Below are 24,157 nucleotides of genomic sequence, written 5' to 3'. Positions count from 1 at the left end.
GCTTCTCGGTGATTCTTCAGGCGCCGCTGTTGGCCGGCGGCGCCTGCTGCAAGCGGTAGTCGCGCGGCGCCACGCCGTGCTGCTTGCGGAACGCCGCGGTGAAGCGGCCGTGGCATTCCCACCCCGCTTCGGCCGCGATGGCCTGCACGCTGAGCTGCGTGTCGCGCAGCAACCGGGCGGCCAGCGCCAATCGCTCGGCCACGAGCAGGCCGTAGACCGTCGTGCCCTCGGCCTCCTTCACATGGGCCTGCAGCCGCGTGGCGCGCAGGTCGAGCCGTTGCGCGAGCGCATCGACCGTCCAGGCCTGCGCCGGCGCTTCGCCGAGCAGCGCGCGCAGCCTGCGCACCGTCTGCGCGGCCGCACCACCGTGGGTGTCTTCTGAACGTGCGGGGCGCAGCAACTGCGCCAGATCGAGCAGCACGCAGGTCAGCAGCTCGGTCGCACGCGCATGAAACAGCGGCACGAAGGCGGGCCGATCGGAGGGCTCGTCGCCGATGCGCGCCAGGCAGTCGCGCACGCGCGGCGTGAGCGCCGCGTTGCACAGCACCCGACCGTCGTCGCGCTCGACCAGCTCGCTCATCTGCCGCGCGGGCAGCCGCACGCCCAGCGCATGCAGCCAGCGCGGCAGCAGGTCGCGCCGCAGACGGAACTGCACGAAGTTGTTGCGGCAGGCGCCGGGAATGTGGATCAGGTAGCCGCCATCGCGGTTCGGCGTGCGCAGCAGCGCGCGGTCGATGCGGAAGTCGAGCGGGCGGCCTTGCGCGCTGCCGATCTCGCCCGTGACGTGACCCGAGAGAAAGAAGGTCAGCAGCAGCTCGTTGCCGGGTGCCAGCTGCACATGCAGGTCGTCGTTCAACCTGAAATCGAAGTACAGCGCGCTCGCACCTTCCCACGGCATGGTGCGCAGCCGCAGGATGCGGCCCCCGTCGTCGGGCCAGCGCACCTCGCGGCTCGCGCCGTCGTGCAGGGCCGGCAGCGCGAGCGGTCGGTCGGTGGGCAGGCGGATCAGCGCGGCGTTGAAATCGTCCTCGCGCAGCGCGGCGGCCGTGAAGGGCGAGGGCTGGATCGGCACAGTCTGCGATGGGATCGGCATAGAAAACCCTGACAGGCGGCGTTAGCGTTGCAACACTTTGGTTTGAACGGAGTTTATGGATGAATGCTCGACGTGTCTGCCGGTTTCTGGGGCTCCTGGCGGCCCTCGCCGCGGGGTGGGTGCCGGCGCTTGCCGGTGCGCAGAGTGCCTGGCCCACGCGGCCGATTCGCCTCGTCGTGCCCTTCGTGGCGGGCGGCGGTGCCGACGTGGCCGCGCGGCTCATCGCGGCCAAGCTGCAGGTGCAGCTGGGCCAGCAGGTGGTGGTCGACAACAAGCCGGGCGGCAACACGCTGATCGGCGCGCAAGAGATCATGAAGGCCGCGCCCGACGGCTACACGCTGCTGTGGTCCATCGACCAGACCTTCGTGCTCAACCCCTCGCTCTACAACCGGCTGCCCTACGACCCGAGGAAAGACTTCACGCCGGTGGCACTGGCCATCACCTCGCCCACTGCCGTCATCGCGCGCACCCAACCAGGCAGCGTCGGCGACGTGCATGAGCTGGTGAAGCGTGCCAAGGCCGAGCCCGGCAAGATCAACATCGGCGCGGCCGCGATCCTGTCGCAGATGGCACTCGAAGAGTTCAACCGCAGCGCCGGCATCGAGACCACGCGCGTGCCCTACAAGGGCAGCGCCGAAGTGGCGCAGGCCACCATCGCGGGCGACATCGACGCCGCCTTCGACGGCATGGCGCCCTATGTCCAGTTCGTGAAGGCGGGGCGCGCGAAGATCCTGGCCGTCACCTCGGCCAAGCGCTTCTCGGGCCTGCCCGACGTGCCCACGCTCGACGAGCTGGGCTACAAGGGCGTCGACTTCTCCGTGTGGTTCGGCGTGGTCGGCCCGGCCGGCTTGCCGCCCGAGATCGCCAAGCGTGTGAGCGACGGCGTCGACTGGGCGATCCGCCAGCCCGACGTGGTCGAGAAGCTGCTGGTGTTCGGCTTCGAGCCGGCCGCACAGACCAGCGCGGCAGCACTCAGGGGCCGCATCGACAGCGACCTGGTGCGCTACAGCCCGGTGATCCGCAAGCTCGGCTTCAAGCTCGACTGAGAAGGAACGCGTCATGAAAACCGCGGGCCTGATCGGAGGCGTCGCGTGGCCTTCCACGCTCAGCTATTACCGCTTGTTGAACGAGCACATCCAGCGCGAACTCGGCGGCTTGCATTCGGCCCGCTGCGTGATTGTGAGCCTGGACTTCGCTGGCGTCATCGCCGCCATGACGGAAGGGCGCCGCGACGATGCGCGCGCCCAGATGGAAACCGCCGCGCGCCAGGCCCGTGCGGCCGGCGCGGAACTCATCGCCATTCTTGCGAACACCGGGCACTTCGCGGCCGATGCCGTGCAGGCTGCGGCGGGCGTGCCGCTGGTGCACGTGGCGCGCGAAACCGGCGACGAGATCGCGTCACGGTTCCCGTCGATGCGCCGCCTCGGCCTGCTGGCCACGAGCTTCGCACTCGATGCGCCGTTCTTCGGCCAGATGCTGGGGGAGGGCGCCGGCTTCGAGCTGGTGCTGCCCGACGCGGCGCAGCGGCGCACGCTCGACGCGGCGATCTTCGGGCCGCTGGCGCGCGGCGAGGCCAGCCCCGCCGACGCCGCTGTCATCTCGACGCTGTGCAGCGCGCTCGTGGCGCGCGGCGCGCAGGGCATCGTGCTGGGCTGCACCGAGCTGAGCGCCGTGAAGCCCTGGATCGCGTGCGCCGCACCCTTGTTCGATTCCACCGACATCCACGCCCGCGCCATCGTGCGCGAGATGACCCGGGCCTGACTTCATTTCCACACACAGAGAACGAAAGAGAGACCTCCGCATGCAGACCGCCGACTTCCCCTTGCCCTTTGTCAATGCGCCCTACAGCCGCGCGATGTTCGACGACGAATGGATCTTCGTCTCCGGCACCATCGGCATGGACTACGACACGCAGACGCTCGCCGTCAGCGCCGAAGACCAGACCCGGCTGATGGTGCGCAACATCGAGAAGTACCTCGCGGCCTGCGGCGGCCGGCTGGAGCAGGTCGTCAACTACACGCTGATCGTGGCCGGCGCCGAGCACCTGGGCGCGGTGGTGCAGACGCTGTCGGAAGTGCTGCCCTGCAAGCCGACCGGCACCGCCATGCTGGCCGGCATCGCCGTGCCGAAGGCCTGGGTGGAGATGCAGGTGATTGCGCGCAAGAGCCAGCCGGTGGGCGAGGCCAGGTCATGACACCGCGTGCCAGCGGGTTGGTGCGCATCGTTTTTTGCGCGCTTGCCTGTGTCGTGGCCGGTTGTGGCGGCGACAGCGGCGGTGGTGGAGGATTCTTTGGTGGACACGTCGTCACGACGCCGCCGCCTGCGCCACCTGCTTCGAACGACAAGTACAGCGCCGAGGTGCGCTGGACGCAATACGGCCTGCCGCACATCAAGGCCAAGGACTACGCAGGCCTGGGCTATGGCCATGGCTATGCCGTCGCGCGCGACCACCTGTGCCTGCTGGCCGACCGCGTGCTCACGCTGCGCGGCGAGCGCTCGGAACGCTTCGGCCCCGACGGCCTGGCGACTGTGGCGTTTCTGCAGATTCCCAACCTGGACAGCGACCTGTTCTACCGCGTGCAGCTGTCGGACGACGAGGTCGAGACCGCCTGGAAGGGCCTGTCCACCGACGCGCGCCAGCTCGCCGAAGGCTACGCCGCCGGCTTCAACCGCTGGGTGCGCGACTTGCCGCCCGAGGCGCGCCCCGCCGCGTGCAAGGGCCTCGCGCTGCCGCAGATGACAGCCAGCGACGTGGTGCGTGCCACGATGCAGGTGGGCTCGCTGTGGAAGGCGTTGAGCGTCGCGCCCTATGCCTCGGCATCGACCTGGGACCAGTTGGGGGCGCCACCCGTGGCAAAGGCCAAGGGCGACCGCCCACCGACGCAGCGCATGGCCAGCAACGCCTGGGCCTACGGCGCCGAGGCCACGGGCACGAACACCTCGATCATGGTGGCCAACCCGCACACGCTGTGGCAGGACCACTGGCTGCTGATGCACCAGATGCACCTCACTATCCCCGGAGAAATCGATGTGATGGGCGCCGACTTCCTGGGCCTGCCGCTGCCGCTGTCGGGCTTCACGCGGCACCTGGCATGGAGCATCGAGGCGCCCTCGACCGTGACCTATCCGCTGCTGGTGGCGCTGGACGTGAAGCCCGGTGCGAAGCCTTCGTACACGGTCGATGGCGCACCACGCGAGCTGACGATGAAGACCGTCGCGCTGCGCGTGAAGCAGCCCGACGGCAGCGTGCGCACGCACAACCACAGCCTGCCGTACTCGCACCTCGGGCCGCTGTACCGGTTGCCTGCGGCAGCGGGTCGCCCGGCCGGCTGGCATGCCGTGACCGATCCCAACGTGGCCAATGCGCGCGCGCTCGACCAGATCCTTGCGGTGGCGAAGGCGCGCGACATCGGCGGCTTCGAGCAGGCGGTGGCGCGCAACCGCGGCATCACCGCCCACCTGATCGCGGGCGACAGCCAGGGGCAGGCGATGTACATCGAGTCGGGGCCGCTGCTCGACATCGGCGATGCCGCGTTGCGCGACTGCGCCGTCGTGCCGCCGCCCGACGACGCCACCGTGCCGGGCGCGCTCGACGGCCGCCGCAGCGCCTGCGCCGTGCGTGATGCCGACGGCCGGCCGCGCCTCGCACCGGCGAGCCGCCTGCCGGCGCTCGCCACGCGCGGCATCGTGCAGAACGCCAACGACAGCTACAGCCTCTCGCTGGTGGGGCGCCAGCTCGACGGCTATTCGTTGCTGCTCGGCAGTCCGAAGGCGGCGCCTGGTGCGCGCACGCTGATGTCGCAACGGCAGATCGAAGGCAGCCTGGCCGATGGCCGCATCGACGTGGCCGAGGCCAACGACCTGGTGTTCGGCAACCGCAACTACCTGGCTGAGACCACGCTCGATGCCGTGCTGGCCGCCTGCACCAGCGCCAAGGGCGATGCCACGGTGCAGCGCGCCTGCGGCATCCTGGCCGCATGGGACCGGCGCCACAACATCGACAGCCGCGGTGCCTTGCTGTTTGTCGAGTTGGGCCCTCGGCTCGACAACGTGCCCGGCCTGTATGCGCAGCCCTACGACCCGGCACACCCCTTCCGCGTGCGGCCGGTCTCGTCGGCGCCGGGCGTGACGGCGGGCATCGTCGCGGCCGTGCGCGACACGGCGGATGCGCTCGCAGCGCTGGGGTTGCGTGGCGACGAGCGATGGGGCGACATGCTGGCGCGACCCACGCCGCGCGGCCGCGTGCCACTGCATGGCGGCCCGGGCGGGCAGGGCGTGCTCAATGCACTCGAGGGTGCGCCGCTCACGAAAGAGGGCTACGGCGACATCATGGCCGGCACCTCGTACGTGCATGTGGTCACGTGGGCGCAGGGCAAGCCCGTGGCGCGCGTGATGATGGCGGGCGGGCAGTCGAGCGATCCGGCGTCGCCGCACCACGACGATCAGCTCGAACTTTTTTCGCGCAAGCAGCTGGTGACGCCGCCGTTCACCGAGGAAGAGATTGCGGCCGACCCGAAGCTGGAGCGGCGCACATTGCGGGAGTAGAAATGTTGCCAGGCGCCGGGCCTGGCAACGCCGCTCACACCGTCATGTTCTGTTCAACGTCGAGCGTCTTGCGGCGCGCCATCGCCAGGTTCGACTTGGCCTTGTCCAGCACCAGGTAGACGAACAGGCCTTCCTTCTTCAGCATCGGGCGGATGATGTGGTACTGCTTGCCGAGCGTGATCAGCATGTCTTCGATCACGTCGTTCAGGCCCAGGTCGCGCATGGTGCGCAGCTTGGCGCGGACCACTTCGGTGTTGCCCGCAGCGGCCACTTCGAGGTCGACGCCCGCGCCGATCTGGCCGAGGATCATGCCGCTGCTCGAATCGACCAGCGCCGCGCACAGGGCGCCGTCGCAGGTCATCAGTTCGTCCATGGATTGCTTGATATTTGCCATCGAAATCTCCTAGTCCTCGCCCCTGAAAGTCGGCGGCCACCCGGGCGAAGGGGATGGGCGGCCACCGGTGTCGAATGGGTGTTGTGGTGCGCCGGCGTGCGGCGCCCGCGTCAGGCGTGCTGCAGCAGCTGCGTTGCCTGTTTCGCGAAGTAGAGGACCTGGCCGATGATGGCGTCGCGGCTGGTGACCACGCTCACGATCAGCGTCATCTCGGGGTGCCGCGCCTGCAGCATCAGGATGTGGCCGTGGGTGGCCTCGATGGCCACGTTGTCGCAATGGCCCAGCTGGCTTTCCTCGCCGGCCACGGCGCCCAAAGCGGCGAGCGAGCTGGCAATGGCCGACAGGCGCGCGACCTGCGCGGTGTTCTCGACGCGCGCGGCCAGCTCGAGGCCGTCTTCGGTGGAGATCACCACGGCCTTCACGCCTTTGATTTCCCGCATCAGGGTGTCGATGGCCGATTCCGCTGCAAGCCTGATTCTTGGAGTGATGTTCATTGCTGCCTGAATGGAAGAAAGAGAAGAAGGGGAACGCGCCGCGGCGTCAGACCTCGAGCTGGAGCAGGAGCAGCTCCAGCAGCTGCACGACCTGCTGCGGATCGGTCACGTTGGCCGGCAGCACCGGGCACACGACGCCCTTGGCTTCCATGCGCCGGGCGTAGGCGTCGAGGCCGGGGCTCGGGTGGTGTTCCATGCGGCCCACGGCGACCACGCAGGCGGTCTGCGCGATCAGCTCGGCAAAGCCATCCAGGTAGATGTCGAGGTCGGCCAGCGGGTCGGGGCGGCTGTTGTCCACAAGGATCACCACGCCGAGCGCGCCGCGGCCCAGGATGCGCCACATGAAGTCGAAGCGCATCTGGCCGGGCGTGCCGTACAGGCGCAGCTTCTCGCCGTTGTCGAGCGTGAGTTCGCCGTAGTCCAGCCCGACCGTGGTGGTGGCCTTGGCGACCGAGGTGTCGCTGTTGCGCACGTCGGTGCTCACGGGCGGGATCTCGCTCACGCTGGCGATGGCCGTGGTTTTGCCGGCGCCCATGGTGCCGGTGAAGAGGATCTTGTGTTCTACGGTCATTGAGGGCCTGGCGGCTGCAAGCCGAGTCGGTTCCTGATGCGTGCCAGCAGGCCGGGCTGCACGGCGTCGCGCGTCGGCGCCGGAAAGCGGCTGTCGGGGAAGACGCTGTCGGGCGCCGAGGCGGTCACAAGAACGCCGGGGCTGGCGGCGCGTTCGAGCAGGCCCGCGCGCTGCAGGTCGGCCAGGAAGTCCGCGCACTCCTGGCGCGTGGCGGGCGAGCGCTGCTGAAGCGACAGCACCGACGCTGGCCGGTTGGTCATCAGCGTGGCCAGCCGCAGGCGGATCGGCGCTTCGAGCACGGCGGCCGGCGGCCAGCGCAGCATGCGGAATTCTTCGTGCTCGCCCATCGGCACCTCGGTCACGGCCAGCCCCAGGCCGCGGGCGTGGACCACCATCGCGCCGAGGCGGTTGAGCACCACTTCCAGCGCATCGGTGTGCAGCGGCAGGGCCAGGAACGGGCCACGTTGCGGGTCGGCGTGGGCGACGGTCAGCGTGGGCACCGCCGGCTGGGGCGAGGCCGCTGCGATCGCGATCTGCGCGCCAACGACCCGCAGGTCGGCCTGTTCGGCTTTCCACGACCAGTTCTGGTGGGTCCGGTGGTCGAGCAGCCGGATCAGCGACTTGAGCAGCACTTCCTCGCGGTGCTGCAGCCCTTCGACGCTGAAGCTCAGCAAGGCGCGTTGACCTTTGGGAACAGTGTTAGCGCCCGTCATGGTTCCTCCGGACGCTGCAGTTCGACGCCCGATCGTCCGAGCGATGTGTGCTCAACCGTATCGAAAGAACCGATTCGTGGCGGCATCGCCGTTCTATTTGCAACTTGAGAACTCACTGGAGGAAGTTGGGCGGGGGCGCCGATCTCAATGTCGAGTCAGAGAACTAAAGTTTTCTGTTTGAATTGTTATGTGAAAATATAACAGTTGTTGCAAATAAAAACACAAGATTACGGACAACTGTTTTCGGTGGGTCGCGGACGCGACAAAGCCTCGCGGGCCGCTGGGCGGCGCGCGAGGCGTCAGAGGGGGTGGTGAAAAAGGCGGGCGCGCAGAACGGCGCCCGCCGGGGCGTCAGTGCGCCAGTTGCGCCTGCAGGTCGGCCACCTGCCGGCGCAGGTCCGCGTTCTCGGCCGTGAGTTCGGCCACGCGCTGTTCCAGTTGCTGGACAGCGTCGAGCGACGCCGGTTCGGCGCCGTCTTCGGTTTCGGGCGCGGCCTCGCGCGGCTTGCGCTTGGCTTCGCGCACGCGCTTGGCGGCCTGCTTGAGCTCGTCCTTGCCGGCGTTGGCGGCCGTCACCTGCTCTTCGGCGGGCAGGGAGGCGACGGCTGCGGCCGTGTTGATCGAGATCACGCCTGATTTCACGGCCGCCACCAGCTCGGGCGCGGCCTGCTTCTGGATCTTCTCGATCATCGTGACCTGGCTGCTGCTCAGGCGCGCGGCGCGGGCGATGGCCTCGCGGCTGTTCATCGGCACGGGCGGCGGCAGGGCCTCGTCGGAAGCCGGAGACGCAGTCGAAGCGGGCGCGTCGTCGATATCGAAGGGCGGGTCGTCCGACGTGGTCGGGGTGGTGGCGGTGCTGCGGGCGCGGCGCTCGTCCACGATGTCCTTCTTGCGCAGGGCGAGCACGCCGCGCAGGTAGTCCGAGATGCTGCGGCGGCCCAGGTGCTGGTCGATCATCCACAGGTGCACGTCCTGCAGCGTCTTGAAGCGTGTGTTCTGCACCGTCTGGAAGGGCAGGTCGTGCTTCTGGCAGATGCCGTAGCGGTTGTGGCCGTCCACCAGCACGTCGCCCCACAGCACCAGCGCGTCGCGGCAGCCTTCGTTGAGGATGCTGCGTTCGAGGGCTTCGTACTCCTCCGGCGTCAAGGGATCGATATAGGCTTTGAGTTCTTCGTTGACGACGATGTTCATGGGTACGGGAGCAATGTAAGGGGCGGAATTTTAGGTGTCTCGGTTTCGGCCGCTCGAACGTCTAGACAGGGAGAGAGACGGAAAGGTGCCACTGTGAAAAAACAGGCCCTCTTCCGTCATCAAATGGTAATAGTTCTTATTTGCATCTTCACCCTTGAACACTTCAGGAGTACCCATGGATCTGTCGCTTTCCCCGTCCGCGCCCACGCTGGGGGAGGTCTTCATCGCGAACCGTGCCCAGCTCCAGCGCGTCGCGCAAAAGATCGTCCGGACCGCCGACCTGGCCGATGAAGTCCTGCAGGACGCCTACCTCAAGCTCGCCGACGGCGCTTCGGTGCGCGATGTCCGCAAGCCGCTCGGCTATTGCTGCCAGGTGGTGCGCAACGTGGCGGTCGACTACCACCGCCACCATTCCGTCGAAGCCAGCTACCGCACCTACTGCGACGACGTCGAACTCGTGAGCCCACCCAGCAGCAACGACGCGCCCGACCGCGTGCTCGGCGGCCGGCAGGCGCTGGTGGCCATCGACCGCGTGCTCGAAGCGCTGGCGCCGCGCACCCGCCTCGCGTTCGAACTCAACCGCCTCAGTGGCCTGACCCAGCGCGAGATCGCCACGCGCCTGGGCTGCTCCGCCACGCTCGTGAACTTCATGATCAAGGACGCCGACGCCGCACTCGAAAGCTGCCGCTACCTCGTGCAGGCCGCCTGAGTTTTCCGACGCACCCCATCGGCGCTACGATGGCCGCCGATGAGCAGCAGCAACGACAAGCAAAGCGACCCCGCCTGGCAGACCGCCTGGGCGTGGGTCCGCCGCCAGCACGCCGGTGAGGGCGCCCTCGACGCCGCCGCGAGCGCCGAGCTTGCGCAATGGCTCGCCGCGGATCCCATGCATCGCCAGACCTACGCCGAGGCGGCCCGCCTCTGGCTGCTCGTCGGCCAGGTGCCGCCCGCGTACGACGTCCCTTCGCCGGACGCCGAAGACGCGGCTCGCTGACCGACTCCCTCTTTTTCTCGCAGCTCCTACAGCGGCCCCGCCGCGGCGCAGCCGTGCGCGGTTTTCATGCGTGAGCGACTAAACACCCGGCCTCGCGGCGCGTCTTGTATCGCAAGGGCAAAGCCTGCCCGTCATTGCACTTACCAAGAGGACCGCCCATGTCTACCAGCTGTTTCGACCGCGAGGACGAGACCTTCATCGTGCTCGTCAACCACGAAGCGCAATATTCCATCTGGCCGCACTGGAAGGCCGTGCCCGGCGGCTGGACTGCCGTCGAAGGCGTCAAGGGCGACAAGAAGACCGTGCTCGACTACGTCGAAGCGCAGTGGACCGACATGCGCCCGAAATCGTTGCGCGACTGGATGGCCGCGCAGCAGCAGACCGACAACGCTTCCGCTTCCGCCTGACGCACATGCAGGCATCGCTGCCCCTGCTGTGCCTGCCTTGCGCAGGCGCCAGCGCCACCATGTACCTGCGCTGGCGGCGTGTGCTGCCGCGCTGGATCGAGGTCGTGCCGGTCGAGCTGCCGGGCCGCGGCGGGCGCCTGGGTGAAAACTTCATCGAAAACTTCGACCGCATGGTCGCGCAACTGTGTGCCGAGCATGAAGGCGTGCTGCGCGGGCGCTATGCACTCTTCGGCCACAGCATGGGCGCGTTGCTCGCCTGGGGCATGGCGCAGCACTGGCGGCAACAGCACCGCCCGCTGCCGAGCGCACTGATCGTCTCCGGCAGCGCCGCACCGTCGCAGCGCGACCCCGACCGCTTCCTCGACATCACCGACGACGCGGCCCTCATCGCCGACCTGCGCAAGCAGGGGGGCACGCCCGACGAGCTGTTCGACAGCCCCGAGCTGCTGCGCATGACGCTCGACACCCTCGGTGCCGACTACCGCCTGTGCCGCAGCTTCGCGCACATCGATCCCGCACCGTTGCCCGTGCCGCTACATGTGCTGGCCGGCCGCCAGGACGACATCGCTCCGTGGCGCATGCAGGCCTGGGCCGGAGAGACCGCGCATGCGCGCTTCACGCTCGACTGGTTCGAGGGCGGCCATTTCTTCATCCGCCAGCACGAGACCTCCGTGCTGGCCGCGCTGGCGCGGCACCTCGCGCCGGCGGTGATGGCGGGAGGCGTCGATGCGGCTCGTGCCCTGGCATGACCCGTTGCCGCCGGGCATCGCGTTGCACCGCCTGGACCTGGATCTTGCGGCGGGCGACGGCGATGCCTGGGCCGACCTCACGCCCGACGAACACGCACGCGCTAGCCGCTTCGCCCGCCGCGCCGACCGCGTGCGCTTCGCCCACACCCGCGCCGCCGTGCGCCGCCTGATCGCGCAGCGCCTCGCCTGCCGTCCGGTGGACGTGCCGCTGCGTGCCGACGCGCATGGCAAGCCCTTCGTCGAAGCTCGCGACGACAACGCCGTGCCCCTCTTCAACATCTCTCACGCCGGCGATCACGCGCTCATCGCACTGGCCGATCCGGCGCGCGTACGTTGCGTCGGCGTCGACATCGAAGCCTGCGCGCGCGACCTCATGGCCGACGCCGACGCGTTGCTCGCCATGGCCTTCACCGCACGCGAGCAGCGCGAAATCCGCAGCGACGCCGACCTGCCGCGCGCCTTCTACCGACGCTGGGTCGGCAAGGAGGCCGTGCTCAAGGCCGCAGGCGTCGGCATGGCCGAACACTTGCAAAGCGTCGGCATCCACCCCGACGCCCACGGCGCGATGGCCGTCGACTGCGCCGTGCCCGCGTGGGCCGGCATCGAAGCGATGGCGCTGTCCGCGCCGCCGGGCTACGCCGCCGCGCTGGCCTGGCACACCAAGGAACAACCCCTGTGAACCCGATGCATCCCGTGGACTTCGTGACCCATCTGCGCAGCCTGGCCGCGCAGCGACCCGACGACATCGCATTGATCGCCATCACCGATCGCGACGGTGCCGCACTCGACACGCCCATCAGCTACCGCACCCTCGATGCACGCGTGCGCGGCCTGGCGACGCACCTGCAGCGGGCCTTCGCACCCGGTGGCCGCGCACTGATCATGCTGGACAACAGCGACGACTACGTCGTGAGCTTCTTCGCCTGCCTCTACGCGGGCCTCGTCGCCGTGCCGGTGTTCCCGCCCGAGTCCACGCGCAAGCGCCACCTGGGCAAGCTCGAAGGCATCGCCGCCGACGCGGGCGCCTGCTGCGTGCTGACCCACGCCACCATCCGCGACGCGATGGCCGGCGCGGATGCTGCCTTTGCGCAGGCCGTGCTCATCGCCGTCGACGAGATCGACGCTACCGGCGCCGACGCATGGCGCCCGCACACGCCGGCCGCCACCGACATCGCTTTCCTGCAATACACCTCCGGCTCCACCTCGGCGCCCAAGGGCGTCATGGTCACGCATGCGAACCTGATGGCGAACATGCGCGCGATCGAGGAAGGCCTTTCGGTCAGCAGCAGCGACACCTTCGTCACCTGGCTGCCGCTGAACCACGACATGGGCCTCATCGGTGGCCTGCTGCAGCCGATGCACCGCGGCGCGGTCGTGGCGCTGATGTCGCCGCGCTACTTTCTCGAGCGGCCCGTGCGCTGGCTCGAAGCCGTGTCGCGGCTGCGCGCCACGGTCAGCGGCGGGCCCGACTTCGCCTACCGCTTGTGCCTCGACCGCGTGTCCGACGCCCAGCTGGCCAGGCTCGACCTGTCGTGCTGGCGCCTCGCGTTCTCCGGCGCCGAGCCGGTGCGCGCCGACACGCTGCGGTCGTTCCAACAACGCTTCGCACCTGCGGGCTTTCCGTCCGAAGCGGTCTACCCCTGCTACGGCCTCGCCGAATCGACGCTCTTCGTCACGGGCGGACACCGCGGCACCGGCATGGTCGCGCACGCCTTCGACAAGGCACGCCTGGCACAAGGCGCCGTGGTGCGCGACGACGGCGGCGTGATGCTCGTCGGCTGCGGCCGCAGCGTCACGCACCATGCGGTGCGCATCGTCGATCCGGCCACGCTGGCCGTGTGCGCGGACGGCGGCGTCGGCGAAATCTGGGCCTCGGGCCCGAGCCTGGGCAGCGGCTATTGGAACAAGCCCGAGGTGTCGCAGAAGGCCTTCGTCGTGCAGGACGGCACGCGCTGGCTGCGCACCGGCGACCTGGGCTTCGTGCACGACGGCCAGCTCTACGTGGCCGGCCGCATCAAGGACCTGGTCATCGTGCGCGGCCACAACCTGTACCCGCAGGACATCGAGCGCGAAGTGGAGCGCGAGGTCGAGGCCGTGCGCAAGGGCCGCGTCGCGGCCTTCTCGGTCGACGGGCCGGAAGGTGAGGGCATCGGCCTCGCGGCCGAGGTGTCGCGCAGCATCCAGAAGCTGGTGCGCCCCGAGGTGCTGGTCGAGGCGCTGAGCGCGGCCGTGAGCGAACAGTGCGGCGAGCCGCTGTCGGTCGTGATGCTGCTCAACCCCGGCGGCATGCCCAAGACCACGAGCGGCAAGTTGCAGCGCGGTGCCTGCCGCCAGGGCTGGATCGATCGCACGGCGGATGCCTATGCGATCTACGCACATGGTGTGTTCGTGCTGGGCGGCAGCGCACCGGCAGCAGTCGACACGTCCGAAGCCGCACTCGACGACGTCGAGCAGGCGTTGGCCACGATCTGGCACGCGGTGTTGCGCCGCCCCGCCGAACGCCCGCTGGCACGCGACGCGCACTTCTTCACCCACGGCGGCAACTCGCTCGCTGCCACGCAGGTGGCCGCGCGAGTCGGCGAGCGCTGGGACATCGACTTTCCGCTGCGCGCGCTGTTCGAGCAGCCGCGCCTGGGCGACCTCGCGCGTGAACTGCGGCGCGTGCTGTCGCTCGGCCAGCGCCGCGCGCACCAGCCGATTCCGGCCCTGCCGGCCGAGCGCCGCGCGGGGTTGCTCGCGCTGTCGCATGCGCAGGCGCGCCAGTGGTTCCTCTGGCAGCTCGATCCGAAGAACAGCGCGTACCACGTGGGTGTGGCGCTGCGTCTGTCGGGCGCGTTGAATGCCGATGCAATGACCGCAGCGCTCGAAGGCCTGCTCGCACGCCACGAGAGCCTGCGCACCGTGTTCCGCACGGCGGCCGACGGCACGGTCGGGCAGCAGGTGCTGCCGACGGCACCGCTGGCGCTTGCCCACATCGACCTGCGCGCACTGCCGGACGGCGACCGCGAAGGCGCGGCCGCCGCGCAGGCGCGCAAGCTGCAGGCCGAGCCTTTCGACCTCGCAGCCGGCCCCGTGCTGCGCGCCGCGTGGCTCCAGCTCGGCGACGAGCGCCACATCCTCGCGATCGTCACGCACCACATCGTGTCCGACGGTGCGTCACTGCAGGTGCTGCTCGACGAGTTCGGTGCCGCCTATGGCGCGCACGCAAAGGGCGAAACGCCGTCGCTCGCTGCGCCGCTGATCCAGTACGCCGACTACGCAGCGTGGCAGCGCGACTGGCTCGCCGCGGGCGAGGCCGAGCGGCAACTGACCTACTGGCGCGCCCAGCTCGGCGACGCGCATCCCGTGCTGGCCCTGCCCACGGACCGCCCTCGCCACGCGGTCGCGAACTACCGTGCCGCATCGCATGCCTTCGACCTTGACGCGGCCCTCGTCGCGCGCCTGCACGCCATCGCGCAGGCGCATGGCGCCACGCTGTTCATGGTGCTGCTCGCGGGTTTCCAGGCACTGCTGCACCGCTACACCGGCCAGCCCGATGTGCGCGTGGGCGTGCCCGTCGCCAACCGCCACCGCCCCGAGACCACGGGCCTTATCGGCTTCTTCGTCAACACGCAGGTGCTGCGCGCCACGCTGCACGGCCGCACCCCGTTCGCGCAACTGCTCGCGCAAACGCGCGAGGCCGCGCTCGGCGCACAGGCGCACCAGGACCTGCCGTTCGAGCAGCTCGTGGACGCCCTGCAGCCGCAGCGCAGCCTGAGCCACAACCCGCTGTTCCAGGTGATGTTCAATCTGCTGCGCGAAGACACGGCCGTGCTGCGCGGCCTGCCGGGCCTGACGGTCGACGAGTACCGCATGGACGACAGCGCTGCGCAGTGCGAACTCGCGCTCGACATCCGCGAGCGCGCCGATGGCCAGGTGCGCGCGGTCTTCACCACGGCGGTTGAGCTGTTCGATGCCGCGACCGTTGCGCGCATGGCTGCGCACTACCGCGCGTTGCTCGAAGCGTTGACGGCGGACCCGGCCGGTGCCGTTGGCGATGCGCCGTGGCTCGCTGCTGAAGAGCAGGCGCAACTGCACGCCTGGGGCACGGGCACATCGCTCGCATTGGCCGCGACCCCCGCGCATCGCCTGTTCGAAGCGCACGTGCACCGCGCACCCGATGCCGTCGCGCTGATCGCAGGCGACACCGAACTGTCCTACGCCGCACTCGACCGCCGCGCCAACCGCCTCGCGCACCGCTTGTTGCGCCACGGCGTGCGGCCCGACACGCTGGTCGCGGTGGCCGTCGATGCCCCGATCGATCGCGTCGTCAGTCTGTTAGCCGTGTTGAAAACCGGCGGCACCTACCTGCCCATGGACCCGTCGCACCCGCCGCAACGGCTGTCGCAACTGCTGGCCGACAGCGGCGCCGCGCTGTTGCTGACCGGCAGCCACAGCACCGTGGGCGAGGGCGGCACCGTCGCCCGCCTCGCAGTCGATGACGCATCGCTCGACGACGAACCGAACGAGGCGCCACAGGTCGCGCTGCACGACCACCACCTGGCCTACGTGATCCACACCTCGGGCACCACCGGTCGCCCCAAGGGCGTGGCCGTCGCGCACGGCGCACTGTCGATGCACCTCCAGGCCATGGCCGACACCTGCGGCTTCACGGCGGACGACCGATCGCTGCAGTTCGCATTGCCGCATGTCGATGCGGCCATCGAGCAGTGCCTGCTGCCGCTGACCACCGGCGCCGCGCTGGTGCTGCAACCGCAGTGGTGCTCGCTCGCCAGCGAACTCGATGTCTTGCTGCAGCGCCACCGCGTCAGCGTGGTCGACCTGCCGCCGGCCTACGCGCGCCAGCTGCTGCAAGACCAGCCGCCGTTCCAGCACGCCGTGCGCCTCGCGCTCTTCGGCGGCGAAGCCTGGACCGGTGAAGACCTTGCGCTGATCCGCCGCGTGCTGCGGCCCGCACGTGCCGTGAACGCCTACGGCCCAACTGAGGCCGTGATTACGCCGACGCTGTGGTCTGCGGATGCCGAGGCCATCGTGCAGGGCTACGCCCCCATCGGCCGCCCGGTCGGCCGCCGCACCGCCCATGTGCTCGATGCAGACCTGCAGCCCGTGCCGCAGGGCGTACCCGGCGAGCTGTACCTCGGCGGCGAAGGCTTGGCGCGTGGTTACCTCGGGCGCGCAGCCCTGACGGCCGAGCGCTTCGTCGCCGACCCCTTCGATGCGGCGGGCGGTCGCCTGTACCGCACCGGTGACCTCGTGCGCTGGCGCGCCGATGGCCAGCTCGACTACCTCGAGCGGCTCGATCACCAGGTGAAGGTGCGCGGCTTCCGCATCGAGCTGGGCGAGGTCGAGGCGCGGCTGCGCGAGCAGTCCGGCGTGCGCGAGGCGCTGGTGTGCCTGCACGACGGTGCCACTGGCTCGTCGCTCGTGGCCTACGTCGCACCCGCTGCAGGCGCATCGCTCGATGCGACCACGCTCAAGACGCAGCTGGCACAGGCGCTGCCCGACTACATGGTGCCTTCGGCGCTGATGGTGCTCGACAGCTTCCCGCTCGGCGCCAACGGCAAGGTCGATCGCCGCGCACTGCCCGAACCGGCCGCCGCCGGCACGCAAGGCTACGAAGCGCCCCGCGGCGACGTTGCGCAGACGCTGGCCGCGATCTGGGCCGAGTTGCTCAAGATCGAACAGGTCGGCCTGCACGACAACTTCTTCGACCTCGGCGGCAACTCGCTGCTCGTGATCCGCATGCACCGGCTGGTGGAAGACCGCCTGCAACTGGGCCTCGCGGTCGTCGACCTCTTCAAGTACCCGACCGTCGGCGCGCTCGCCCGGCACATCGAGCAGCTCGGGCGTGGCCCCGCCGCTGCCACCGACGACGCCGCGCAGGCGAAGCAGCGCGCGCAGCAACAGCGCGCGGCCCTGCTGCAACGCCGCCGACCCACGGAAAGAACCCTCTGATGCACGCGCAAGACGACACCCCGCTTTCCCCCGAGACCACGGGCCTCACGGGCCTCGAGATCGCCATCGTCGGCATGGCCGGCCGCTTTCCCGGCGCGCCTGACGTGGACGCCTTCTGGCGCAACATCCGCGACGGCGTCGAGTCGGTCACGGCCTTCAGCGACGACGAACTGCGCGCGCGCGGCGTGCCCGAGCGCGCACTGGCCGACCCCGACTACGTGAAGGCCGGCGTGCTGTTCGACGGCTTCGACCGCTTCGACGCCGGCTTCTTCGGCTACTCGCCGCGCGAGGCCGAGCACCTCGATCCGCAGCAGCGCATCTTTCTCGAATGCGCCTGGGAAGCGATGGACCACGCGGGCTGGCCCACCGGCCCGGAGGGTGGGGCGCCGGTCGGCGTCTACGCAGGCGACGGACCCAACCTCTACCTCATGAAGCACCTGCTGCCCGCCGTCGGCATCGACGCGGGCACAGGCATCGCCGACATGCTGGGCCTCATGAGCGGCAACTCCGCCGGCTCGCTGTGCACGCGCGTGGCCTACAAGCTCGACCTGCGCGGCCCGGCCGTGAGCGTGCAGACCGAATGCTCGACCTCGCTGGTGGCCGTGCACATGGCCTGCCAGGGCCTGCTGAGCCACGACTGCGACATGGCGCTGGCCGGCGGCGTGTGGCTCAACCTGCTGCAGGAGGGCGGCTACCGCTACCAGAACGGCGCCATCCTCTCGCCCGACGGCCACTGCCGCGCCTTCGACGCGAAGGCCGCGGGCACGGTCATCGGCAGCGGCGCGGGCATCGTCGTGCTGCGCCGGCTGGCTGATGCGCTGCGCGACGGCGACACCATCCATGCCGTCATCAAGGGCACCGCCGCCAACAACGACGGCGCCGACAAGATCGGCTTCACCGCACCGAGCGTGCAGGGCCAGGCCGGCGCGATCCGCGCGGCGCAGCTGATGGCCGACGTGCCCGCGCACACGGTCGGCTACGTCGAGGCTCACGGCACCGGCACCACGCTGGGCGACCCGATCGAGCTGGCCGCGTTGACGCAGGCCTTCCGTGCCGATGGCGGCGACGGCGGGCGCTGCGGCTACTGCGCCATCGGCTCGGTCAAGACCAACATCGGCCACCTCGATGCGGCGGCCGGCGTGGCCGGGCTCATCAAGGCGACGCTGGCGCTGCGCCACCGCACGCTGCCGCCGAGCCTGCATTTCGAGCAACCGAACCCGCAGATCGATTTCGCGAACAGTCCGTTCCGCGTGAACACCGAAGCACTGCCGTGGCCCGAGGGCGATACGCCGCGTCGTGCGGGCGTCAGCTCCTTCGGCATTGGGGGTACCAACGTGCATGTCGTGCTCGAAGAGGCGCCGACCGTTGTTGCGTCCGAACCAACAACAGGCTGGCAGGTGCTGCCGTTGTCGACCCGCAGCGCATCTGCGACGCGACAGGCCGCACAGCAACTGGCCGAGCATCTGCGCGCGCACCCCACGCTGCCGCTCACCGACATCGCCCACACCTTGCAAGCAGGCCGCCGCGTCTTCGAGCACCGCAGCGCGGTCGTGGCCGACCACGCCGAAGGCGCCGTGCAGATGCTCTCGGCGGGTGGCGGCCTGGCCGTGCGCGCCGCACCCGCGCAGGCGCCCGAGGTGGTCTTCCTCTTCCCCGGTGGCGGCACGCAGCACGCGCAGATGGGCCGCGCGCTCTACGAGGACGACGCGACTTTCCGCGACGACATCGACCGCTGCTGCGCACTGCTGGAACCCGAGCTGGGCTTCGACCTGCGCACCGTGTTGTTCCCCACGCCCGGTGGCGAAGCCGAGGCCGACGCGCGGCTGTTCGATATCTCGCTCGCGCAACCCGCGCTGTTCGTCATCGAATACGCGATGGCTCAGTGGTGGATGCGCCGCGGCGTGCGGCCCGCGGTGATGATGGGTCACAGCCTCGGCGAGTACGTCGCCGCCTGCCTCGCGGGCGTGTTCCGCCTCGAAGACGCGCTGCGCGTCGCGGCCCTGCGCGGGCGCCTGTTGCAGTCGATGCCGCCCGGCGCGATGACGGCCGTGCCGCTGTCGCAGGCCGCGCTCGCGCCCTTCCTGGCGCCGGGCTGCGACCTGGCCGCTGCCAATGCCGAGCAGCTGTGCGTGATCTCCGGCCCGCGCGACGCGGTCGAGGCCGCCGAGGCGCGGCTGCGCGCGGCGGGCCACCTGCCGCGCCGGCTGCATGTGTCGATCGCCTCGCACTCGGCGATGACCGAGCCGCTGCTCGCGCCGCTCGAAGCGCTCATCGCTTCGGTGCCGCGCCGGCCGCCGAGCATTCCCTTCGTCTCGAACGTCACGGGCCAACTCATCACTGCCGAGGAGGCCATGAGCCCCGCCTACTGGGCGCGGCACCTGCGTGGCACCGTCCAGTTCGTCGACGGCGTGCGCACCTTGCTGCAGGTGCCGGGCCGCGTGCTGCTCGAAGTCGGTCCCGGCGAAACGCTGGCGGGCCTGGCGCGCCAGCATCCGCTGGCCGACACCGCCGCCGGCGTGTTCGCCAGCCAGGCGCACCCGCAGCAGCAGGCGCGCAACGCGCAGCAGATCGCGCAGACGCTGGCCCAGCTGTGGGTCGCGGGCGTGGACATCGACTGGGCCGCCTGCCGTGCGGGCGCCGCGCGTCGGCGCGTGCCGTTGCCGGCGTATCCGTTCCAGCGCCGCCGCTACTGGGTGGAAGCGCCCAATGGTGCGAAGGCCCCGCAACGCACCAACGCCGACGCGTTTTATGTGCCGTCATGGCAACGCACGGAGCCGCTCACGCTCGTGCCTTCGACCGATGTCAGCGGTTGCCTGCTCGTGCTCGGCGACAGCCGCAGCCTCACGGGCCACCTCGTGCGCCAGCTGCGCGCGCAGGGCCGCACGGTCGTGCTCGCCGAGCGGGGCACTGCCTTCGCATGCACGGGCCACGGCCACTGGACGCTGCGCCCCGGCGCACGCGACGACCACGCTCGTCTGCAGACCGAGATCGCGGCCGACTTCGGCGCCATCGCCGGCATCTACCACCTCTGGAGCCTCGACGAGACGCTGCCCGCGCAGCAGCTGCAAGCCGAGCTGCTCGAACGCAGCTTCTTCAGCCTGCTCGCGCTCGTGCAATCGCTAGCAGCCGGCGACCGCACGCTGCCGCTCGTCGTTGTCGCCAACCAGCTCGAAGACGTCACCGGCACCGAACTGCTGTGCCCCGAGAAGGCCACGCTGCGCGGCATCGGCAAGGTGATCGGCCAGGAATACCCGCGCGTGCATTGCCGCGTGATCGACGTCGTGCTGCCCGCGCCCGAAAGCGATGCCGAAGGCCGGCTGGTCGCCCAGATCGTGGCCGAGGCCGCGGCGTTGCAGATCGAGCCCGGCGAGCCGCTCGTGGCTTGCCGCGGTGCGCACCGCTGGATCAAGACCTACGAACCCGCGACGTTGACCGTCGCCGCGCAGCCGCGCCTGCGCCGCGAGGGCGTCTACCTCGTCACCGGCGGCCTCGGCGGTGTCGGCCTTGCGCTGGCGAAGCACCTGGCCGTGCAGTGGCAGGCGCGGCTGGTGCTGCTCGGACGCACGGCGTTGCCGGCGCGCGCGGAATGGCCCGCGCTGGTGACGGCCAACGGCACGCCCGCCGCTCTGAAGACGCGGCTGCAGCAGCTGCTCGAACTCGAAGCGCTCGGCGCGCAGGTGCTCACCGTGTCGGCGGATGTGTCCGACGCCGACGTGATGCGCGCCGCCCTCGCACACGCCAATGCCCGCTTCGGCCCGCTGCACGGCGTGGTGCACGCGGCCGGCGATGCGGGCGGCGGCATGATGGCCGGGCGCACGCGGGCGCAGGTCGACACCGTGTTCGCGACCAAGGTGCGCGGCACCCGCGTGCTGTTCGACGCGCTGCGCGGCCAGCCGCTGGACTTCGTGCTGCTGTGCTCGTCCATCTCCAGCGTGGCCGGCGGCCTGGGCATGAGCGACTACGCCGCCGCCAACGCCTACCTCGACGCCGTGGCCGTCGCGCACGAGCGGCTCGGCGCGTTCCCGGTGTTCTCGGTCAACTGGGACGCCTGGCGCGGCCTGGGCATGGCTGCGCACATGGACGTGCCCGACGACATCGGCATGGACGGTCCCGAGGGCGCGCGCGTCTTCGAGCGCATCGTCAACGGCCCGGTGCGCGCGCAGACCGTCATCTCGACCGCTGACCTGGCCACGCGCCTGGGCCCGCTCGACAACGGCATGCTCGACCTGCTCGGCGACGAGGCACCGGCCGCTGCCGCAGGCTCGGCGCATCCCCGGCCCGCGCTGCAGACCCCGTTCGTCGCGCCGCAGGGCGAGGTCGAGACCGCGCTCGCCGTGCTGTGGACCGAGCGCCTGGGCATCGCACCCATCGGCGTGGACGACAACCTGTTCGAACTTGGCGGCGATTCGCTCGTCGCCATCCAGCTGCTGTCGCGCGTGCGCAAGCTCTACGCGACCGAGCTGCACCCCAGCGAATTCTTCAAGGTACCGACCATCGCCGGCCTGGCCGCGCGGCTCGGCGTCGCCTCGACCGCCACCGCACCGCAGCGCAGCGCGATGGAGATCACGCCCGTCGCGCGGGGCGGCGCGCTGCCGCTGTCGCCGATGCAGCGCCGCCTCTGGCTGGTCGATCGCCTCACCGACGCTGCCAACCGCAGCGGCCGCGCGGCCTACAACATGTCGGCCGGCCTCGCGCTGCACGGCGAGCTCGACATCGGCGCGCTGCGCGCCGCCATCGACGCCATCGTGGCGCGCCACGAGGTGCTGCGCACCGTGTTCACCGAAGACGACGACGGCGAGCCCATGGCCGTCGTGCGCCCCGGCACACCGCTCGACATTCCCGTGATCGGGCTCGACGACAGCGCGCGCTACGGCCAGCTGTTCGACGAACTGGTGCGCGCACCGCTCGCACTGGCCGAGGGCCCGCTCATCAAGGCCACCGTCGTGCGCATGGCTGCGCGCGAGCATGTGCTGGTGCTCGTGGTGCACCACATCGTGTTCGACGGCTGGTCGATCGCCGTGTTCGCACGCGAACTGGCTGCGTTCTACGAGCGCGCGCGGCGCGGCCAGCCACTCCAGCTGGCACCGCTGCCCGTGCAGTACGCCGACTACGCCGCCTGGTATGCGCGTGCGCTGGCCTCCGACGGCTTTGCGCCGAAGGTCGCGTTCTGGCGCGAACGGCTGGCGGGCGCGCCGCAGACCTCGGGCATCAAACCTGACCACCAGCGCCCGGCAGTGCCCACGCACGCCGGCGACTCGGTGCGGCTCACGCTGTCGCCCGCGCTGTCGCAGTCGCTGGCCGCGCTCGCGCGGGCGTCGGACACCTCGCTGTTCACGCTGCTGCTGTCGTCGTTCTTCCTGTTCTTCCACCAGGCCTCGGGCGCCGACGACATCGTCATCGGCACCGACGTCGCGGGCCGCGGCCATACGGACCTCGAAGGGCTGCTCGGCTTCTTCGTCAACGTGGTGCCGCTGCGCTCGCGCCGCGCGAAGGGAACGATCGACTTCGCGCACTGGCTGGCCGCCACCAAGGCCGACACCCTGGCCGCGATGGACCACCAGGACGTGCCCTTCGACCGCATCGTCGAGCTGTCGGGCGTGCCGCGTGCACGCGACCGCAACCCGCTGGTGCAGGTGCTCTTCGTGCTCCAGAACACACCCGAGATCCGGTTCGCCATCGAAGGCGCCGAGGTCGAGGTGCTGCCCCAGCAGATGAACGAATCCAAGTTCGACCTCGCGGTGTTCGCCAGCGAACACGACGGCGCGCTCACCGCCGAGTGGGTGTTCGCCACCGACCTCTACCGGCGGGAGACCGTCGAAACCTTCACCGCTTCGTGGCATGCGCTGCTGGAGCGGATCGTCGCCACACCCAGCCAGCCCGTCGACGCGCTGGCCCCCATGCCCATGCAGGAATTCATCGCCATGACCAATGCTCCCAACGTCCGCCCGGCCTCGAAACTGGACAAGCTCGGCAAACTTGGAAAGCTCGATGCCCTGGGCGCCGGCCGCGCGCCCGTGCGCGCCGCCGCGCGGCCCGCCGTGCAGACCTCGTTCCTGAAGCCCGGGGCCGAGTTCCCCATCGTGCTGCAGGCCACCAGCCCCGAGCTCGACACCGTGGCCTGGGCCAAGGGCCAGGCCGACTACATCGAGATGCTGGTGGCCAAGCACGGCGGCATCCTGTTCCGCGATTTCGGCCTGAAGACGCCGCAGGACTTCGAGGCCTTCGCCGAGGCCATCGAGCCCGAGCTGTACGGCAGCTACGGCGACCTGCCGAAGAAGGAGGGCGGCAAGAAGACCTACCGCTCCACGCCGTACCCCGAGCGTCAGATGATCCTGTTCCACAACGAGAGCGCGCACCTGGACCGCTGGCCGCGCAAGCAGTGGTTCTTCTGCGAGCTGCCGTCGCCCGTGGGCGGCGCCACGCCCATCGTCGACTGCCGCGAGATGCTGCGCCGCCTGCCGGCCGACGTGGTGGCCGGCTTCGAGCGCAAGGGGCTGCAATACGTGCGCACCTTCACGCCCGGCCTGGACGTGAGCTGGCAGGACTTCTACAAGACCGAGCGCCGCGAAGACGTCGAGGCGCGCCTGGCCGCCGCCGGCATCGAATGGCGCTGGTTCGACGGCGACACGCTGCAGACGCGCACCCGCTGCCCCGCCGTGATCCGCCATCCGCTGACCGGCGAGCGCGTGTTCTTCAACCAGGTGCAGCTGCACCACGTTGCCTGCCTCGAAGCGCAGGTGCGCGAAGACCTGCTGGCCATGGGCGGCGTCGAGCGCCTGCCGCGCCACGTGACCTACGGCGACGGCTCGCCCATCGCGGACGAAACCATGGCCATCGTCGGCGAGGCCTACGAGGCCTGCGCCGTGCGCTTCGACTGGCGCCAGGGCGACGTCGTGATGCTCGACAACATGCTCGCCGCCCATGCGCGCGACCCCTTCGAGGGCCCGCGAAAAATCGTGGTGGCGATGGGCGCGATGTTCGACCGCGCCGCGCTCGACGACGGCGCGCGCGGCACCGAGTCCCGCCTGGCCGACGAACAAGGCGCCTGAAC

The 24,157-nt window shown here is 70.2% G+C and carries 17 protein-coding genes; 11 read left to right on the top strand and 6 right to left on the bottom strand.

The features are described from left to right. Window positions 1-16: 16 nt before the first annotated feature. Complete coding sequence (locus tag IG196_RS21780) at window positions 17-1,093, bottom strand: helix-turn-helix transcriptional regulator (protein WP_192192976.1); 1,077 nt, start codon at window positions 1,091-1,093, stop codon at window positions 17-19. A gap of 59 nt (window positions 1,094-1,152) precedes the next feature. On the opposite strand from IG196_RS21780, the gene IG196_RS21775 reads away from it, so the two are divergent. From IG196_RS21775 to IG196_RS21760, 4 genes are read left to right on the top strand one after another with little or no spacing between them, the layout of a single operon-like run. Continuing rightward, window positions 1,153-2,139 (top strand): Bug family tripartite tricarboxylate transporter substrate binding protein, encoded by a 987-nt coding sequence (locus tag IG196_RS21775; protein ID WP_192192975.1) that lies wholly within the window; start codon window positions 1,153-1,155, stop codon window positions 2,137-2,139. 13 nt (window positions 2,140-2,152) lie between these two features. Next, window positions 2,153-2,854, top strand: coding sequence for an aspartate/glutamate racemase family protein (locus IG196_RS21770; protein ID WP_192192974.1), 702 nt, complete (start codon window positions 2,153-2,155; stop codon window positions 2,852-2,854). 40 nt (window positions 2,855-2,894) lie between these two features. After that, window positions 2,895-3,287: a Rid family hydrolase gene (locus tag IG196_RS21765; protein ID WP_192192973.1), complete on the top strand. Its 393-nt coding sequence runs from the start codon at window positions 2,895-2,897 to the stop codon at window positions 3,285-3,287. Beyond that, window positions 3,284-5,638: a penicillin acylase family protein gene (locus IG196_RS21760; protein ID WP_192192972.1), complete on the top strand. Its 2,355-nt coding sequence runs from the start codon at window positions 3,284-3,286 to the stop codon at window positions 5,636-5,638. Before IG196_RS21765 ends, IG196_RS21760 begins: the two co-directional genes overlap by 4 nt. A 34-nt stretch (window positions 5,639-5,672) precedes the next feature. On the opposite strand, the gene IG196_RS21755 is transcribed toward IG196_RS21760, so the two are convergent. From IG196_RS21755 to IG196_RS21735, 5 genes are all read right to left on the bottom strand, one after another. Then, entirely contained in the window at window positions 5,673-6,032 is a 360-nt protein-coding gene (locus IG196_RS21755; RefSeq protein WP_101489402.1) for a hypothetical protein, read from the bottom strand. 110 nt (window positions 6,033-6,142) lie between these two features. Beyond that, window positions 6,143-6,472: a roadblock/LC7 domain-containing protein gene (locus IG196_RS21750; protein WP_225616761.1), complete on the bottom strand. Its 330-nt coding sequence runs from the start codon at window positions 6,470-6,472 to the stop codon at window positions 6,143-6,145. A gap of 100 nt (window positions 6,473-6,572) precedes the next feature. After that, window positions 6,573-7,097, bottom strand: a complete 525-nt coding sequence (locus IG196_RS21745) for a GTP-binding protein (RefSeq protein WP_192192971.1) — start codon at window positions 7,095-7,097, stop codon at window positions 6,573-6,575. Further along, window positions 7,094-7,771, bottom strand: coding sequence for a hypothetical protein (locus IG196_RS21740; RefSeq protein WP_225616760.1), 678 nt, complete (start codon window positions 7,769-7,771; stop codon window positions 7,094-7,096). The genes IG196_RS21745 and IG196_RS21740 overlap by 4 nt, the downstream gene beginning before the upstream one ends. A gap of 390 nt (window positions 7,772-8,161) precedes the next feature. Then, entirely contained in the window at window positions 8,162-9,001 is an 840-nt protein-coding gene (locus IG196_RS21735; protein WP_192192969.1) for a plasmid replication/partition related protein, read from the bottom strand. A 175-nt stretch (window positions 9,002-9,176) separates the two neighbouring features. Here IG196_RS21735 and IG196_RS21730 point away from each other — a divergent pair, with 175 nt between their 5' ends. The 7 genes from IG196_RS21730 to IG196_RS32295 all read left to right on the top strand — a co-directional run bounded on the left by IG196_RS21730 (window position 9,177) and on the right by IG196_RS32295 (window position 24,155). Continuing rightward, the gene (locus IG196_RS21730; protein WP_099791604.1) at window positions 9,177-9,710 is read left to right on the top strand and encodes a sigma-70 family RNA polymerase sigma factor; all 534 of its coding nucleotides are present in this window, start codon (window positions 9,177-9,179) and stop codon (window positions 9,708-9,710) included. Between the two features lie 39 nt (window positions 9,711-9,749). Further along, on the top strand, window positions 9,750-9,995 hold the full coding sequence (locus IG196_RS21725; protein WP_192192968.1) for a FecR/PupR family sigma factor regulator: 246 nt from the start codon (window positions 9,750-9,752) through the stop codon (window positions 9,993-9,995). Window positions 9,996-10,153: 158 nt separating this feature from the next. Further along, window positions 10,154-10,402: an MbtH family protein gene (locus IG196_RS21720; RefSeq protein WP_192192967.1), complete on the top strand. Its 249-nt coding sequence runs from the start codon at window positions 10,154-10,156 to the stop codon at window positions 10,400-10,402. A gap of 5 nt (window positions 10,403-10,407) precedes the next feature. Continuing rightward, window positions 10,408-11,151, top strand: a complete 744-nt coding sequence (locus IG196_RS21715) for a thioesterase II family protein (RefSeq protein WP_192192966.1) — start codon at window positions 10,408-10,410, stop codon at window positions 11,149-11,151. After that, window positions 11,129-11,830, top strand: a complete 702-nt coding sequence (locus tag IG196_RS21710) for a 4'-phosphopantetheinyl transferase family protein (protein WP_192192965.1) — start codon at window positions 11,129-11,131, stop codon at window positions 11,828-11,830. Before IG196_RS21715 ends, IG196_RS21710 begins: the two co-directional genes overlap by 23 nt. 5 nt (window positions 11,831-11,835) lie before the next feature. Continuing rightward, the gene (locus IG196_RS21705; RefSeq protein ID WP_192197107.1) at window positions 11,836-17,106 is read left to right on the top strand and encodes a non-ribosomal peptide synthetase; all 5,271 of its coding nucleotides are present in this window, start codon (window positions 11,836-11,838) and stop codon (window positions 17,104-17,106) included. Beyond that, window positions 17,106-24,155: a type I polyketide synthase gene (locus IG196_RS32295; RefSeq protein ID WP_192192964.1), complete on the top strand. Its 7,050-nt coding sequence runs from the start codon at window positions 17,106-17,108 to the stop codon at window positions 24,153-24,155. The genes IG196_RS21705 and IG196_RS32295 overlap by 1 nt, the downstream gene beginning before the upstream one ends. Window positions 24,156-24,157 lie beyond the last annotated feature (2 nt).

The organism is Variovorax sp. 38R, from assembly GCF_014843395.1.
GTDB lineage: Bacteria > Pseudomonadota > Gammaproteobacteria > Burkholderiales > Burkholderiaceae_C > Variovorax > Variovorax paradoxus_H.
This window is presented reverse-complemented; position numbering and strand designations above follow the sequence as displayed.

Coding starts and splice junctions, on each gene's coding strand:
- IG196_RS21735 (WP_192192969.1), bottom strand. CDS start 9,001: ATGAACATCGTCGTCAACGAAGAACTCAAAGCCTATATCGATCCCTTG.
- IG196_RS32295 (WP_192192964.1), top strand. CDS start 17,106: ATGCACGCGCAAGACGACACCCCGCTTTCCCCCGAGACCACGGGCCTC.
- IG196_RS21720 (WP_192192967.1), top strand. CDS start 10,154: ATGTCTACCAGCTGTTTCGACCGCGAGGACGAGACCTTCATCGTGCTC.
- IG196_RS21760 (WP_192192972.1), top strand. CDS start 3,284: ATGACACCGCGTGCCAGCGGGTTGGTGCGCATCGTTTTTTGCGCGCTT.
- IG196_RS21710 (WP_192192965.1), top strand. CDS start 11,129: ATGCGGCTCGTGCCCTGGCATGACCCGTTGCCGCCGGGCATCGCGTTG.
- IG196_RS21775 (WP_192192975.1), top strand. CDS start 1,153: ATGAATGCTCGACGTGTCTGCCGGTTTCTGGGGCTCCTGGCGGCCCTC.
- IG196_RS21750 (WP_225616761.1), bottom strand. CDS start 6,472: ATGCGGGAAATCAAAGGCGTGAAGGCCGTGGTGATCTCCACCGAAGAC.
- IG196_RS21730 (WP_099791604.1), top strand. CDS start 9,177: ATGGATCTGTCGCTTTCCCCGTCCGCGCCCACGCTGGGGGAGGTCTTC.
- IG196_RS21725 (WP_192192968.1), top strand. CDS start 9,750: ATGAGCAGCAGCAACGACAAGCAAAGCGACCCCGCCTGGCAGACCGCC.
- IG196_RS21755 (WP_101489402.1), bottom strand. CDS start 6,032: ATGGCAAATATCAAGCAATCCATGGACGAACTGATGACCTGCGACGGC.
- IG196_RS21705 (WP_192197107.1), top strand. CDS start 11,836: ATGCATCCCGTGGACTTCGTGACCCATCTGCGCAGCCTGGCCGCGCAG.
- IG196_RS21745 (WP_192192971.1), bottom strand. CDS start 7,097: ATGACCGTAGAACACAAGATCCTCTTCACCGGCACCATGGGCGCCGGC.
- IG196_RS21780 (WP_192192976.1), bottom strand. CDS start 1,093: ATGCCGATCCCATCGCAGACTGTGCCGATCCAGCCCTCGCCCTTCACG.
- IG196_RS21715 (WP_192192966.1), top strand. CDS start 10,408: ATGCAGGCATCGCTGCCCCTGCTGTGCCTGCCTTGCGCAGGCGCCAGC.
- IG196_RS21770 (WP_192192974.1), top strand. CDS start 2,153: ATGAAAACCGCGGGCCTGATCGGAGGCGTCGCGTGGCCTTCCACGCTC.
- IG196_RS21765 (WP_192192973.1), top strand. CDS start 2,895: ATGCAGACCGCCGACTTCCCCTTGCCCTTTGTCAATGCGCCCTACAGC.